Origin of the sequence: Micromonospora sp. NPDC005367 (assembly GCF_040606825.1) — a bacterium.
In the GTDB taxonomy this organism is placed as follows: Bacteria; Actinomycetota; Actinomycetes; order Mycobacteriales; family Micromonosporaceae; genus Micromonospora.
Window position 1 is genome coordinate 101,612 of sequence record NZ_JBEXFP010000007.1, and the last position, 14,981, is coordinate 116,592.

General features: G+C 71.4%; 13 protein-coding genes. 6 read left to right on the forward strand and 7 right to left on the reverse strand.

What is annotated here, in order from left to right; translation table 11 throughout:
- The first annotated feature begins 162 nt into the window (after window positions 1–162).
- Window positions 163–1,350 carry a sugar phosphate isomerase/epimerase gene (locus tag ABZS42_RS07770; protein ID WP_355143159.1) on the forward strand — a complete coding sequence of 396 codons (1,188 nt, stop codon included), beginning with the start codon at window positions 163–165 and terminating at the stop codon, window positions 1,348–1,350.
- Window positions 1,351–1,399: 49 nt separating this feature from the next.
- On the opposite strand, the gene ABZS42_RS07775 is transcribed toward ABZS42_RS07770, so the two are convergent.
- Window positions 1,400–2,680, reverse strand: coding sequence for an OFA family MFS transporter (locus ABZS42_RS07775; protein ID WP_355143160.1), 1,281 nt, complete (start codon window positions 2,678–2,680; stop codon window positions 1,400–1,402).
- A gap of 469 nt (window positions 2,681–3,149) precedes the next feature.
- Between ABZS42_RS07775 and ABZS42_RS07780 the strand changes: the two genes are divergently transcribed.
- Window positions 3,150–4,190, forward strand: coding sequence for a cation transporter (locus tag ABZS42_RS07780; RefSeq protein ID WP_355143161.1), 1,041 nt, complete (start codon window positions 3,150–3,152; stop codon window positions 4,188–4,190).
- Between the two features lie 41 nt (window positions 4,191–4,231).
- Here the strand turns inward: ABZS42_RS07780 and ABZS42_RS07785 are convergent, their stop codons facing one another.
- Window positions 4,232–5,470: a cytochrome P450 gene (locus tag ABZS42_RS07785; RefSeq protein ID WP_355143162.1), complete on the reverse strand. Its 1,239-nt coding sequence runs from the start codon at window positions 5,468–5,470 to the stop codon at window positions 4,232–4,234.
- 292 nt (window positions 5,471–5,762) lie between these two features.
- On the opposite strand from ABZS42_RS07785, the gene ABZS42_RS07790 reads away from it, so the two are divergent.
- Complete coding sequence (locus ABZS42_RS07790) at window positions 5,763–6,194, forward strand: VOC family protein (RefSeq protein WP_355143224.1); 432 nt, start codon at window positions 5,763–5,765, stop codon at window positions 6,192–6,194.
- Window positions 6,195–6,282: 88 nt separating this feature from the next.
- On the opposite strand, the gene ABZS42_RS07795 is transcribed toward ABZS42_RS07790, so the two are convergent.
- The 4 genes from ABZS42_RS07795 to ABZS42_RS07810 form a co-directional block, all read right to left on the reverse strand.
- A complete protein-coding gene (locus tag ABZS42_RS07795) occupies window positions 6,283–6,798 on the reverse strand; it encodes a hypothetical protein (protein ID WP_355143163.1) in 516 nt (171 codons plus the stop codon).
- A gap of 124 nt (window positions 6,799–6,922) precedes the next feature.
- On the reverse strand, window positions 6,923–7,642 hold the full coding sequence (locus ABZS42_RS07800) for a hypothetical protein (protein WP_355143164.1): 720 nt from the start codon (window positions 7,640–7,642) through the stop codon (window positions 6,923–6,925).
- Complete coding sequence (locus ABZS42_RS07805; protein WP_355143165.1) at window positions 7,635–8,210, reverse strand: RNA polymerase sigma factor; 576 nt, start codon at window positions 8,208–8,210, stop codon at window positions 7,635–7,637. Before ABZS42_RS07805 ends, ABZS42_RS07800 begins: the two co-directional genes overlap by 8 nt.
- Before the next feature lie 48 nt (window positions 8,211–8,258).
- Window positions 8,259–9,332, reverse strand: coding sequence for an NYN domain-containing protein (locus ABZS42_RS07810; RefSeq protein ID WP_355143166.1), 1,074 nt, complete (start codon window positions 9,330–9,332; stop codon window positions 8,259–8,261).
- A gap of 646 nt (window positions 9,333–9,978) precedes the next feature.
- Between ABZS42_RS07810 and ABZS42_RS07815 the strand changes: the two genes are divergently transcribed.
- The 3 genes from ABZS42_RS07815 to ABZS42_RS07825 all read left to right on the forward strand — a co-directional run bounded on the left by ABZS42_RS07815 (window position 9,979) and on the right by ABZS42_RS07825 (window position 13,997).
- Window positions 9,979–12,417, forward strand: coding sequence for a hypothetical protein (locus tag ABZS42_RS07815; RefSeq protein WP_355143167.1), 2,439 nt, complete (start codon window positions 9,979–9,981; stop codon window positions 12,415–12,417).
- Window positions 12,418–12,568: 151 nt separating this feature from the next.
- A complete protein-coding gene (locus tag ABZS42_RS07820; RefSeq protein ID WP_355143168.1) occupies window positions 12,569–13,303 on the forward strand; it encodes a hypothetical protein in 735 nt (244 codons plus the stop codon).
- A 118-nt stretch (window positions 13,304–13,421) separates the two neighbouring features.
- Window positions 13,422–13,997 carry a DNA starvation/stationary phase protection protein gene (locus ABZS42_RS07825; protein ID WP_355143169.1) on the forward strand — a complete coding sequence of 192 codons (576 nt, stop codon included), beginning with the start codon at window positions 13,422–13,424 and terminating at the stop codon, window positions 13,995–13,997.
- A gap of 69 nt (window positions 13,998–14,066) precedes the next feature.
- Here ABZS42_RS07825 and ABZS42_RS07830 read toward each other — a convergent pair whose 3' ends face one another.
- Complete coding sequence (locus ABZS42_RS07830; RefSeq protein ID WP_355143170.1) at window positions 14,067–14,972, reverse strand: siderophore-interacting protein; 906 nt, start codon at window positions 14,970–14,972, stop codon at window positions 14,067–14,069.
- Window positions 14,973–14,981 lie beyond the last annotated feature (9 nt).

The following is a 14,981-nucleotide window of genomic DNA, read 5'->3' on the forward strand; positions in this document are numbered from 1 at the left end:
TTGGCCCCCCGGGCGGTGGTGTGGCTTTATGTATGGCCGGGGGGGGGGGGGGCCCCCCCCCCCCCCCCCACCACCGGCACCCGTCGACCGGCTCGTACCGGCACGCCGTTCGCCGGCGCCCGACCGTCCGCCCTGCCGACTCCACATCCGGGGAGAGAGAGCATGGATCGAACCAGTGCCCGCCCGTTTCGCACACGACTCGTACGCACCCTGCTCGCCGCGTCGATCGCCGCGGCGATCCTGCCGTTCGCGCCACCTGCGGTGGCAACCGCCGCCGATGCGCGTACGTCCGACGTCCAGGAGCAGACCGACGCCTGCCCGTGGGGCTACACCTCATCGACCACCGTCTTCTTCGGGCAGGACCGGGCCGACTCGGGCGTACCGAACCGCGACCTCGGTGCCGGCTGCACGATCATGGACGCCATCTGGGCCGAGGCACCCTTCACCAACCACGGCGGCTTCCTGCTGACGGTCACCCGCGTCACCGGCTCGATCAGGGCGGAAGGCGTCATCACGTCGACGGAACGGCTCCGCATCCTGCTCGCCGCCGCCCTCTCCGACGTCGGCAGACGACAGTGGGTCACCGGGACCCGCGCCGTACCCGACCGGCGGATCGGCCTCGTTCTCTACACGGTGCGAGCCGGCATGCCGGCCGCGCCGGAGGCCACCCTGGCCGCGCTCGCCGGCTGCGGCTACCGCAACGCCGAGCCCTCCGGCGCGGTGAACAACTTCTACGGCCGGACGGCCGCCCAGCTCGCGCCGCTGGTGGCCCGAGCCGGTCTCACCGTGCCGTCGATCGGTGTCGGCCTCGGCGACCTCGAGAACGATCTCGACGGCGTGATCGCCGACGCGCAGGCCTTCGGCGCGAAGTACGTCCGGATCTCGGGCTCGGGATCGTGGGACCTCGACGACTACTCGCGCGTCGCGGCGACACTCAACGCCGCCGGCGCCCGGCTCAAGCAGGCGGGCATCACCGTGGCTTACCACAACCACGGGTTCGAGTTCACCGAGCAGGACGGCGTACGCGGCTACGACGTGCTGGTGCGGGAGACCGATCCGAGGCTGGTGGCGATGGAGCTGGACCTGTACTGGACGTCCAGCGTCGGCGTGGATCCGGTGCGGCTGATCCAGCAGTACCCGGGCCGGTTCGCGCTGTTGCATGTCAAGGACATGGCCGCCGACGGGTCGTTCGCCGACGTGGGCGAGGGGACCATCGACTTCAGCCGCATCTTCGCCCACAGCGGGGTGGCCGGAGTCGAGTACTACCTGACCGAGAACGACAACCCGCGGCCGGACGGCGTCTCGTCTGCCTGCGACAGTTACGCCAACCTGCGCGCCCTGCGCTACTGACGGCCGTGCCGGCCCGTGGCGTCGCCACGGGCCGGCCGGCGCCGAGCCGTCAGGGGCCGGTGACCTCGTTGTGCGGGCGTGGGCCACTCGGCGTGGTCGGCAGCTTGGTGATGGGTGGCAGCACCAGGGCGACGAGCGCGATGATCGCGATGACCGTGAACGGCAGCGTGTAGTTGCCGCCGCTCGCCTCGAAGAGCGCGGACGTGATCAGCGGACCGACCACCCCGCCGATGCTCCAGGCGACGATCATCGCTCCGTACACCGCGCCCGCGTTCGGGGTGCCGAAGTAGTCCGCCGCGGTCGCGGGCATCGTGCCGAAGCCGCCGCCGTACGCGAGGTAGACCACCGCGGCGAGGACGGCGAACACGGCGAACGCGCCCGCGTGCGGCAGGATGAAGAAGCAGATCGCCTGCAACACCAGCATCCCGATGAACGCCGTCATCCGCCCGGTGCGGTCCGACAGCCAGGCCCAGGCCACCCGGCCCGCGCCGTTGAACAGGCCGAGGATGCCGACCAGGGTGGCGGCGGTCGCGGAGCTCACCCCGGCGATCGTCTGCGCCGCGTCGGAAGCCTGCGAGATCAGCGCGATACCGCAGGTGACGTTGAGGGTGAGGATCGCGGTCAGCAGGTACCACTGCCGCGTACGGAGCGCCTCGGCCAGGGTGTAGACCCGGGTGCCGGCGACGGCCCGGCCGCCGGTCTTCGGCGTGAAACCGGGAACGTGGTAGCCCGCGGGCGGGTTCCGGAAGGTGGACGCGCCGAGCAGGATCGCGATCAGGTACGCGATGCCCAGCGGCAGGAACACGCTCGTCTTGTCGGCCGTGCCGCTGAGCAGCGCCTTCGCCACCGGCGCGACGATCACGGCACCGAAGCCGAACCCGGCCACGGCGATGCCGGTGATCAGGCCACGCCGGTCCGGGAACCACTTCGAGAGCATCGCGATCGGCGTGATGTAGACGGCGCCGAGGCCGATTCCGCCCACCACACCGTAGGTGACGATGAGCAGCCAGAGCTGGTCGCTGGAGGACGTGAGCGAGGCCAGAATGTTGCCGACCCCGTAGAGGATGCCACCGCCCAGGGCGACCGGTCGCGGGCCGCGCCGGTCCTGGATGCGTCCGCCGATCAGGCTGCCGATGAAGATCGTGCCGATCGCCACGGTGAACGGAAGCACCACCTGCGTCTTGCTCCAGCCGAACTGCTCCTGCAATGGCTGGTTGAACACGCTCCACGCGTACACCGCGCCGAGCGCGAGCTGGACGAGCACCGCGGCGACGACGAGGCCCCAGCGGCCTCCCGTCGGTCGGACGCTCTGCGGACTCGAGTGGGCCATGACCGATCTCCCCCGTGTGTCGGCTCATGGGCTGACGGCTGGATGTGCCGTCGCTCATGTCTCCGGCTCGCGGCGCCTGTCGATCGGCCCCTGACGAGCACGTTGTCCGGTCGCCCCGGCGCCGGCTCCGACCTGGGACCGATCCGCTGGCCTAGGGCACCGGCGGCGCGGGCCGCAGTTCACCACTGCGGTGACGTCGGGGCAGGCGGTCGGCCGACACGTGCCGGTAAGCGGCGGCGCGGTGCAGTCGGCCGGCCTGCCGTCGGTCCGGGTGCGCGGACCAGGTACGGCATGACGCATGAACGTGAGCAAGTCTGACAATAGATGATTTGTCGGTCGAGCGCAGAACGATGACCACAGTGGCAGTCGACCGGCCGCGTACGGCACCCGGCTCCCCCCGCATCGCGGGCACAGCCGGACATCGGAAACATCCCGGCATCAGCGCCGCGTTTCGGGGAAGAACCTGCCGGTGCCGGACCCGACCGCCCTACCTTGGCCGCTGCCGTTCAGCGCCGCGGTGTTCCTCCTCGCCGGGGCGATCACGGTGGCGGGCAGTGTCCGCCTGGCCGGGCTCGGTGACGCGCTCGCCGACCGGACCGGGTGGGGCGAGGCGCTCTTCGGCGTGGTCTTCTTCGGCATCGTCACGGGCCTGTCCGGCATCATCATGACGATCGTCGCCGCGGCGAGCGGGGAGGCCGGTCTCGGCTACAGCAACGCCGTCGGTGGTATCGCCGCCCAGACCACCGCCGTCGCCGTGGCCGACGCGTTCCACCGCCGCGCCAACCTCGAACACGCGGCCGCCTCCCTCTCGAACCTGCTCTCCGGCTGCCTGCTCATCGCACTGCTCTCCCTCGCCCTGCTGGCCAGCTACGTGCCGGAGGGCAGCGTCGCGGGGGTCGACCCGATGTCCGCCGTCATCGTCGGCACGTACGTCGGTGGGCTCGTCCTCATCCGACGCGCCGGCGCGGCACCCATGTGGCAGGCGATCGCCACCTCCGAGACCCGACCCGACGTGCCGCACAACGAGAATCCCCTGAACCGCCACTCACCCCGCTGGCTGTGGACCCGCTTCGCAGTCATCGGACTGCTCGTCGCCGCGGGCGGCTGGCTGGTCGCTCTCGCCGCCGAGAGCATCGTGAACGTGACCGGACTCAGCTCCGGGTTCGTCGGCGGCGTGCTGATGGGCGTGGTGAACGCGCTGCCGGAGACCGTCACCGCCGTCGCCGCGGTACGTCGAGGCGCGGTGACCCTGGCGATCGCGGCCGTGCTCGGCGGGAACATCCTCGACGTACTGACCCTCGTCGCCGGTGACCTCGCCTACCGGGAGGGATCGATCTACCACAGCGCGGGCCCCGAGGAACTGCTCGCCACCACCATCAGCCTGTTCATGACCGCGACGCTGCTCGGCGGTCTGCTCATCCGGCAGACCTGCGGCTGGGGCCGCCTGGGCTTCGAAGGCATCCTGCTGCTGGCCACCTACGCCGGCATGACCATCCTGCTGGCCCTCTGACGATCGGCGCCGCGGCACGGTCGTGCCCACGCGGCGCACGGTCACCAGGTCACCGGCAGCTCCGCCGGACCGAGGATCGCGTGCCCGGCCTTCCACGGCACCTCACCGGGCGGCACCGCGAGCCGCAGTCGGGGCAGCTCGGCCAGCAGCAACGCGAGTGCGGTGCGCACCTCCAGCGCGCCCAGGTGTGCCCCGAGGCAGTAGTGCGGGCCGTAGCCGAAGGACAGGTGCGGATTCGGATCGCGATCGAAGTCCATCCGTTCCGGGTCGGGGAAGACCCGCGGATCGCGGTTCGCGGCGTCGTGCGACGGGATGACGAGATCACCTTCGGCCAACTGCGCGCCGCTGGGCAACCGCACGTCGGCCATCACCCGGCGCGGCATGTCGTCGCCGTTGGCGGTGGAGTGGAGCCGCTCCAGTTCGGTCACGGCGGAGTCCACCTGTCCCGGATGGTCGAGCAGGTGCTCCCAGCCGGTCCGGCCGTCCCGGTAGGGGCGGCTCTGCAACACGTACACGAAGGTGGCGATCGAACTGGCGGTGGTCTCCCAGCCGCCCACCACCAGCGAGATCGGCAGCTTGATCTGCACATCCATCGGCTGGTCCGCCGCGTTGGTGGCGATCCTGCTCAGCAGGTCGCGGGCGGGACAGCCCCGCCGGCGCTCGAGCTGCTCCCACAGGTAGCCGCCCATCTCGGCGGCCGACCGGGCGGCGTCGTCGCGGCTGAGGTCGCCGGCTCCGAGGAACATGTCGCCCCACCGCCGGAACTGGAGCCGATCCTCGTGCGGCAGGCCGAGCAGGTCGCAGATGACGTCCAGCGCCAGCGGAACGGCGAAGTCCCGGACCAGGTCGGCCGGCCGGGCACGGGCGGTCATCGCGGCCAGCTGCGCCTCGGCCGAGGCCCGCACGACACCGCCACGTCGGGCCACCTCGGATCTGGTGAAGGCGTCCTTGACGGTGCCACGTACCCGCGCATGCTGCGCGCCGTCCATGCCGAGCACCGTTCCGGTCACGTCGATCTGGTCGGTGGGCACGGCGGCCGCCCGCGAGAACACGTCCTGCCTGCGCAGCACCTCCCGCACGTCGGCGTACCGGCAGATCAGCAGGGCCGGGACCAGCTCACCGGCGACCCGGCGGACCACCGGCACCACCCCCGAGCCGGCGGCGGCGAACCGGGCGTAGTCGGGGTGCTTGTCCGGGCCAGGGGGCCGGGTCACACCGTCGGCGTCGGCGTAGAAGGGGTGCAGCAGTTGGACGTCGAGTTCCCGGGCGGAGGCGCTCATGGCCGCACGATGTCATCCGAAAACACGTATGGCAATCAATCGATCACATGACGTCACCTCCGTCGCGCAGGCCGCGTCAACCGACCGAACATCCGATCGATGCACACCGATAACTGTCGGTTGTCCGGGAACGTACGCATGGGCCGCTACGTCCCGGGTACAACCCGAGACGCAGCAAAGATCAGCCACGACGAGATGTTCCTGAGGAGATTCGAAGTGATCGTCGCGCCCCTGCCCTCGAACGTCTCCATCGGCCTCCGGGAGGCCGCCCACGTCGGGATCGCGGTCAGCGATCTCGACCGGTCGGTCGCGTTCCTACCAGGCCCTCCTCGGCGTGGAACCGGTGGTTCGGGACGAGAGCATGCGCTGGCCCGGGTTCGCCCAGTCCCAGGGGCTGCCCACCACGAAGCTCCGGTACGCCACGTTCAACCTGGACAACCTCGGCATCGACCTGATCCAGTTCCAGGATCCGATCGGCGACCCGTCTGAGCCGGCCGCCAACCGCCCTGGCTCGATGCACCTCTGCTTCAAGGTCGACGACGTACGCGCCGTCCACGGTCGCATGCGCGACACCGGGTTCGACTTCCTCGGCGAGCCATACACCTTCATCGAGGGTGAGGTGTATCCGGCGGAGGCGCACGGCACCGAGGTCGCGTACTTCAACGATCCCGACGGCACGAACCTGGAACTCATCGCGCCGACGGGAGGATTCGCACGGCCCTAGCGATCCGTCGGCGCCGGGGAACCGTCCAGCGCCGCCGTCGTGGATGCCCCGGTCGCGGCCGTCGACCGGGGCATCCACGACGGCGGGCCTAGCTCTCCGCGTACACCAGATCCATCGTGTCGGTGTGCCCCGACCACCGCAGTTCGAGCCGCCAGCAGCCCGCCTGCGGCAGATCGATGATCGATGGACCCGGGCCGCCGGCGATCTCCCGGGTCACCCGGGTGTCGGTCCCGGCCAAGCTGGCGGTGATCTCCAGGTCGGGCGACACCGTCGGATCGGGCGAGTTGACGGCAGGACGGGAGACCCAGAGGATCTTGTTGTTCGATCCGTCCGTCCTGTTCAACCTCAGAGGATGACCGAACAGCGCCGCGACGATGTCACCGTTGTCGCCCATGACATGGGCCATCCGGGCGTCCCCGCTGAACCCGCCGCGCGCCCACTCGGGCAGCGACCCGGTCTCGACCCGCGAGTCGCAGCCCGTCCCGACGCCACCGGCCGGGGTCGAGGCCGGCACCGACACCGGCCCGGTCGGTCCGGTCGTCGTGGTGCAGCCGGCCAGCAGGATCACCGCCGCCGGAAGCAGGAACCGTCGCGGTGCACCCATCTCGTCCTCCCGTTGAACGCCCGGCCTGCCGGTGGCCCGGCAGTTGCCCGTCACTGTCCGGACACCGGTCGAACGCCTCAGGTTCCGCACAAGGGCCGTCGTCCATGTCGGACGGTCGACTGCACTACCACACGGAGGCGGCGATCCCGACGGCCTCCGCCTTGGGAAGATCGCCTTCGAGCCGGTAGGTCACACCGGCCTCCTCCCAGATCAGGGTCGAGGCGGCCAGCCGCGCGGTCTCCACCCGGGTCACACCGGCACGGTCCACGTAGGTCAGCTCGTGCGGCCCGGCGACCCAGACCGCGAACGCTCCGTTCACCTGTACCCACTCGGTCCCCGGGCCGGTGATCCGCTTCAGGTAGACGGCGTCGACCCGACCGTCGAACGCGTCGAGACGCACGGTGCCCCCGCGGTAGAGCAGCGAAGCCACCCGATACGCGCCCGTGCTGTCCGGATCGGCCACCAGCACCTGCTCGGGCGTTCCCAGTGCGGCCGGTACGAGCAGCGGGAACCGCACCTCCCGCCGCGCCTCGTCGAGCGACAGGGATCGTTGGGACGGCAGCGGCGAAGGGGCGTCCGCGGGCGGCAACGGCGCAGGCGACGTCGCGATGGTGACGCCGGCGAAGCGCAGCAGTCCCGCCACCGCCTCGGCGAGGGCGGCCCGCCCGGGCGGCAGCAACCCGACGAGCAGCGCGACCAGCAGCGCGGCGAGGTAGTAGCGCCATCGGCGTCGCTGCGGCGCGGGTGCGGCGATCCGGGCGCGTACGCGCGCGGTCACGTCGGGCGTCTGCGGTGTGTGCAGCCACGGGGACAGGTCTCGCAACTGCCGCTCGAGGTCATCCATGATGGACCTCCTGGAGGTCGAGCATGGCGCGCAGCTTGGCGAGCGCCCGGGACGTCCGCGACTTCACCGTGCCGCGTGGCCAGCCGAGCATCGTCACCGTCTCGTCCTCGTTGAGGTCGAGAAAGAACCGGCAGACGATCACCTCGCGGTCCTTCGCGGGCAGCCGGCGGAGCGCCTCCACCAGCATCGTCCGACGCTCAGCGGCGAGAACGGCGCCGACGGCGCCGTCCCCCGCGATCGCCGGCTCCGGGTCGGCGGCCGCCGCCCGCAGGACGAGGCCGTCACGCCGGGTACGGGACCGGTGCAGGTTGCGGGTCTCGTTGGCCACGATGGCCAGCAGCCAGGACCGGAAGGACGCCTCTCCCCGGTAGCGGGCGAGCTTGCGGTACCCCTTGACGAACGCCTCCTGGACGACGTCCTCCGCGTCCGAACCGGCGCCGAGCAGGACCGCCGTCCGGTACGCGGCCGCGCTGTGCCGGGCGACCAGGAGTTCGTACGCCTCCAGGTCACCGTGCTGCGCGCGCTTGACGAACTCGTCGTCGTCCAGTGGAACCTCCGGTTCGGTCATCCTCATGACACCGCCCACGGCGTACCGGTTCCACTCGGCGGACCTCCGTCAGGGAGTCTGCGGCGTGAGCAGGTAATCGTCGGCGTCGGGGTTCCACGACAGGTGCACGGCGCCGGCCGTGGCGGCCGCCTTGCAGAACTGCAGGAAGCTGCGATAGCCGAGCTTCTTCTCGCTGAAGTCGGGCCGGGCCCGACGGAGCTGGTCCTTCAGGCCGGAGAGGGCCACCGCCCCGCCCTCGCCCGTCAGGTCGGCGACGACCTGACGGAGCAGCCCGAAGGCCGTCTCCCGGTCGCCGTGCTCGGGCAGGGACACCTCGGGGTCGCCCTTCGCTGGCCCCTCGGCCAATTCGATGACGTTGTGCGCGGCGAGGTGACGCAGGAGTTCGCCGAAGGTCCGGAAGCCGTAGTCGGACTCGCTGAACGTCGGGTCCTTCCGCAGCAGGGTCCGCTTCAGCCGCGAGGCTGTCACCTCGCCGCCGGAGCTGCCTTGCAGGCCGGCGACCGTCTGCGCAACCAGCGCGGCGAGCGCCTCGACGTCCCGTACGGACTCCTCGACCGCAGGCTGGGGCTCGGCCGCCTGCACCGCCGGTCGGGGTTCCTGGGTGGCGGCGCCGGCCGGGGTGCGGCGGGCCCGCGCGGGCGGGATCTCGACGCCCTCGAGGCGGTCGTAGAAGAGGAACTCGTCGCAGGCGGGAGGCAGCAGCGCCGAGGTGGACTTCTCCACCCCGACGCCGACGACGCGCTTGTTGAGCTCGCGGAGCTTGTGGACCAGCGGCGTGAAGTCGCTGTCGCCGGTGCAGATCACGAAGGTCGAGATGTAGTCCCGTTCGAAGGCCAGCTCCACGGCGTCGACCGCCATCTTGATGTCGGCGGCGTTCTTGCGGGAGGCCCCCATCCGCTGGGGTATCTCGATGAGTTCGACGTGGTTGCGGGTGAGCATGCGCCGGTCCTCGTCGAAGTACGACCAGTCCGCGTACGCCCGGCGAACCACCACCCGTCCCCGTTCGGCGAGAGCGTCGGCGACGGGTCGGAAGTCGAAGGCCGTTCCGCCGTGGTGGTCACGGAACCCCAGCGCGAGGTTCTCGTAGTCGAGGAACAGGGCAATCCGGTCTTCTTGATCCACGCAGGCAGCGTAGCCTGCCCGGTGCCGTGTCGGCCGGACCGCCGACGGCAATCTTCGGCCGGCCGCTCGGCGCCGTACGCGACCGGCGACCATCGAGCCGGCGACCGACATCGCAGGTATCCGGAGTCGGGGCGGCCTGGTCGCGCGGCACCCCCGGTTCCACCCGATCTGAGTCCGTGCGACACGCATTTCCTCCACGGGTCGCATTCCTGTAAATTCCATACGCTTGCACGGCTACGACTCGCCCCCTGCGCCGCGCTCTTTTCGCGCCGCGGCAACCCATGTCACACAATTCCCAGCGACAGTAATCGGGCCTGAGCCCACCACCGGCACGTCCACCCACGACAGCACCACCACCGGATACGTGCGGCAGCCATCGACGCGACAGAGTGCGGTCCGAGAGATGACAGGAGGCAGGCCCGACCACGAGATGACGCACAGAATTGGATGATCGGACGGGGCGCACCGCCTTTCAGATCGAACGGCTCCGCTATTCGTGCCGCTCAGTCAATTTAGCTCCGCCCACATGTCACCAACCCGTCGAAGGCTTTGTTCGACGAGCTGGAATACCGATGCTCTTTTCGGGCCCGGAATCGCGGCCCAGTCCGCCGGGCCGAATACGGCCCACCCGTGGGGAGGAGCATCAATGTCCGGTAGAAAGACCACCAGACCCGCGAGAACGGCGCTCGCCGTGATCGTGCCGGGTCTCCTGGTGGCGCTCGCGGCAGGGATCGGTCCCGCGTACGCCGGGGACCCGGGCGAGGACGCGAAGGCCCGCACCACGCCGGCCTATCAGCTGGCGAAGGGCGAGCAGTGCGGGCTGCGCCCGTCAGCCGGCAAGAGCGCGAAGGACGAGCACCTGAGCTGCCTCGGCGTCGAGGCGAAGCTCGACCGCACGCCGTCGGTGGGCGAGACCGCGACACTGCGGGTCGCCGTACGCGCCGCCGGGAAGATCGGGCCGAGCGAGATAAGTGTCGCCCTGCCGGCCGAACTGGAGTGGGTGCGGGCGCCGGCCGAGTTGGGCGTGCAGAAGCGCAGCAGCGTCCAGCCCGAGCGGGCCGGCGACATCTCCGTGGCGCGCACGACCCGCACCCTGCGGGCCGGCGACAGTGTCGCGTTCAGCGGCCAGGTCCGGGCGGTCAAGGCGGGCCAGGTGCAGATCCAGGCCCGCGCGACCGCGCCGTACGGCAAGGACGTCCAGGCCGGTCAGGACGACGTCTTCCTGACCATCGTGGAGAAGCCGGGGGCGTCGCGGCTCGGACACCCGGTCCCGGCGGGCGACAACGCCACCACGCGCGTACCCACCGCGGAGCGGGCACCGCGGCCGTCCGGGCAGACGCCGAAGAGCGTCGGCGTGCCGAGCGTGACCGGCGAGGCGCAGGCCGAGGCGCGGGCCAAGGGACTCAAGGTGATCGGCCCGCAGGCGCCGTGCGACACGCGAGTGGCCGGGAACTGGAGTTTCCAGGACCAGAACGACACCTGGCACAACCAGATGAACATGCAGGTGCAGGTCTGGGACGACGACGTCTTCGGTGACTCGCTGCTCGCCACCGGCGTGACGGACGGCGCCGGGAACTACGACATCTGCTTCGACTCGAAGGTCGAGAGCTTCCCGGACAGCGGAAACGCCGACATCTACCTCCGCTTCATCACGTCGAACTCGCTGTGGCGGGTGCAGCGCGGCGGCAACCCACTGACGTTCCAGACCGGGACGACGAACGACGTGCCGACCGGCAGCGTGCTGAACCTCGGTTCGCTCACCGCAGCCGACGGAGCGCTGCAGCGCGGCCTGCACGCCTTCGACTCCGCGAACGACGCGTGGTTGTGGGTCCCGAAGCCGAACAACCTGTGCTGGGACCAGGACGACGCGAGCTGCCGCCAGGTGGTCGTCAACTGGGCACCGGACTCGACCGACGGCACCTACTACGACCTGGGCGGCAACCAGGTCCACCTGGCCGCCGACGACCCGAACGCGCCGACCACGGTGGTGCACGAGATCGGGCACGCGGTGATGGACGACCTCTACAACGACAGCTTCCCCGCCGCGCCGAACTGCAACCCGCACAGCGTGACCGGCGCCAGTTCGGCCGGCTGCGCCTGGACGGAGGGTTGGGCGGAGTGGTTCCCGGCCACCGTCTACAACGACCCGTTCTTCCGGTGGCCGAACGGCGCCTCGCTCAACCTGGAGAACGCGAGCTGGGGCAACGGTTGGGGTGAGGGCGACACCACCGAGGGCCGGGTCGCCGCCGCGCTGATCGACATCACCGACTCGGCGAACGAGGCGACCTGGGACCGGTACGGCGAGGGACCGTGGAACATCTGGACGACCTCCCGCCTGCACAACTCCACGACGTTCGCGAACTTCTGGTCCCACCGCACCGCCGACGGTTTCAACGTGGCCGACTCGGGCGCGCGCGCCTCGGTCTACCAGAACACGATCGACTATCAGTTCCGGGACCCGCTGGGCAGCTACGCCCCGCTCACCCGTCCGACGCCGACGCCGCCGCACAACTTCGGCTACTCGACCACCTCGGTCTACTGGTCGGTCGTCGCGCTCAAGCCCAACTCCGGTGATCTGGACCTGCAGCTGTACGACGATCGGCCGCAGGGCGCCTACCTCAGCGGCAGCGCCGCCGGCGGCACCGCCGTCGACTTCGTGGCGATCGACTCCAACCGTCGGGCGCTGGGTGACTACTACCCGCGGGTCACCAACTGGTCCGGCGGCGGTGGCTACCGACTCGAACTGGCCCAGGGCACCACGGTGTTGAACGCCGGCAGCAGCACCATCACGATGGGCACGAACAACGTGGTCACCGTGCGGGACGCGTACCTCACCGCCGGGGTGCCGGTGACCATCTCGGTGGCGAGCACCAACGCCGGCCAGGACGCCGAACTGTTCCTCATGGGCAGCGACGCGAACTCGGCCACCTGGATCCGCCTCCGGTCGGGTGCGCTGGCCGCCGCCACGGGCGGTGGCGCCGGCGCGACCGAGACGGTCGTCTTCACCCCGGCCCTCAGTGGCTGGTACGGCGTGGTGGTGATCAACAAGGCGGGCTCCGGGAACTACACGCTCACCCGGTCCTGACCGCCTGGCAGCTCCGCGCGGTCCGGGAGCGCCCGCCGCGGCGCTCCCGGACCGCTGTCCGGGACCCGTACACGATCCGTCCCGAACCGCACGGAACCGGTGCTCACGCCGTCGCGTCGGACCGGCGTTGACCCGACCCGGGAGGCGACAGATGCGCCGACTGCTTGCCCTGCTGGCCGTACCCGCCGCGCTGGCGACCGTGGCGGGCTGCGGCGACCGCGGTGCCGGTGGGTCAACGCCACCGGCGGGCGCGACGACGCTGGTGGTGCGCCTGAGCGAGCTGCCCGGCATGCTGCCACCCGGTGGCATGGCGGCCGTACCCCCGCGCTACTCCCTGTTCGGTGACGGCCGTCTGATCAGCGTCCCGGACGGGCCCGCCCGGGGATGGCCGCGGCTGCGCGAGGACACCGTCGCGCCGGACGACGTACTCGAGCTCTACCGCGCAGCCACCGCCCTGCCTGACGGACCTGCGGCGGACGTCCCGGACGGGCCCGTCGTCCAGGTGACCGTCGGCACGACCGGCGGGCGGCGCAGCGTCACGCTGGACCGAGCCGACCCGGCGGCCGCGCGGCTGCTGGCGGCCCTCGCCCGGCAGGTCGACGGCCCGCCGGTGCCGTACGAGCCGACGGCCGTCGCGGTCGTGGCCACCCCCGCCGATCCCGCGGAACCGGCCCGGCCGTGGCCGTTGCCGACCCTGGCCGGCGAGCCGCTGGGCGCGACGTCGGCCGGTTCCACCTGCCTCGTGCTCCGGGGCGTCGACGTCGACACCGCGCGGCGGGCGGCCGCCACCGCCGACGCCGCCGCGCGCTGGAGCAGTGCGGGACAGGTGTGGCAGGTGGCGCCGCGTCCGCTACTACCCGACGAGTCGGGATGCGCGGACCTCTAGCCGGCGCCCCGGGTAGCTCGGACGTGTGACAGGGCGGAGGCCCTGCCTCGGCCCGACCCGATCCACGAGAGTGTGGGCAGACGCAGTACGAGCAGCCGATGAGCATCGAGAGGGCGACGTGACCGGAGAGCCGAACACCGCGGACAGCCAGCCCCGCCTGCATCAGCACGGGCGGGAGATTCAGGCCTTCGGTAGTGTCCGGCAGTTGCCGGTCGCCCTCGCCTACGAGGCGCGGCTGTACTCGTGCGAACGGTTGAACCGGGTCCTCGCCGACACCCGTATCCTGCACTCGCTGTACAAGAAGTATCACTGGCTAATGCGGGGGCACACGTTCTACCAGCTGCACCTCCTGCTCGACAAGCACGCCGCCGAGCAGCTCGAACTGGTCGACCTGCTCGCCGAACGGGTGCAGACCCTCGGCGGCGTCGCGGTCGGCGATCCGCGGCATGTCGCCGAGCTGACCCGGGTTCCCCGGCCGCCCGACGGTGTCGAGGAGGTCCCCGGGATGCTGTCCCGCCTGCTCGAGGCGCACGAGATGATCCTGACGGATGCGCACGACGCGGCAGCCCGGGTCGCCGAAGGGCGTGACGACGGCAGCAACGACCTGCTGGTGTCGAACGTGATCCGCACCAACGAGTTGCAGACCTGGTTCATCGCCGAGCACCTCGTGGACACCCCGGCCGTACGGGCCTGAGGTCGATCCGGCCGTCCGCCCGTACCGCGGGTCCTGCCCGCGAGGCCGGCGGGCGGGACCCCGGGCAGGTCAGGCCACGTCGGCGCGCCCGAGCCGCCAGTAGCCCATGAACGCGACCGCACGCCGGTCGAGGCCCCGCTCCCCCACCAGGTGCCGGCGCAACGTGCGGATGACGCCCGCCTCCCCCGCGAGCCACGCGTACAGCGGTGACGAGGGCGCCTCGGCGGGCACCTCCCAGAGGATCTCGGTGTCCACGTCGACGTCGTCGTCCGCTCCGGTGGCGGGCTCGGCGACGGCGGCGATCAGGTCGCCGGTGGCCGCGGTGACGGCCGGGACGAGAAGGCTGCCGTACGCGGCGGAGCCGCGCGGAAGCCAGGTCAGCTCGACTCCGGGTGGCGGCACCAGCGGGAGCGCGTCCGCGGCCGCCGGCACCTCGATGAGCGCCCGGCCGCACGCGTCGAGCGGGAGGCGTTCCAGGATCGCGGCGATCGCCGGCGCGGCGGTCTCGTCCCCGGCGAGCAGCAGTCGACCGGTCGACGGCAACCGGAACTCGATGCCGCCGTGGTCACCGGGGTAGCCGGCGTCCGGGCCGACGAGGGCGAGCTCGTCGCCCGGCCGGGTCCGCCGCGCCCACCGGGTGGCCGGGCCGCCGTCGCCGTGCAGGACCAGGTCGACGTCGACCTCGGCCAGGTGCGGACGGACGGCCCGGACGGTGTAGGTGCGGATGGGGTTGCGCTGTTCCTCGGGCAGGGCTCGCCATCGGGTGTACCAGTCGGGGCCGTCCGGCAGCCGTACCCCGCGCCGGCCGGGCAACGGCAGCGCCAGCTTGATCCGCTGGTCCCAGCCGTTGTCGGCGAACCGGTCGAGGTCGGGGCCGGTGAACGTGACCCGTACGAACGACGGGCTCAGCCGGTGCACGGCCCGGACCTCGACGGTGAAGACACGCCAGGGCGCGATGGGCAGGGTCTCGGTCATGGTGCCTCT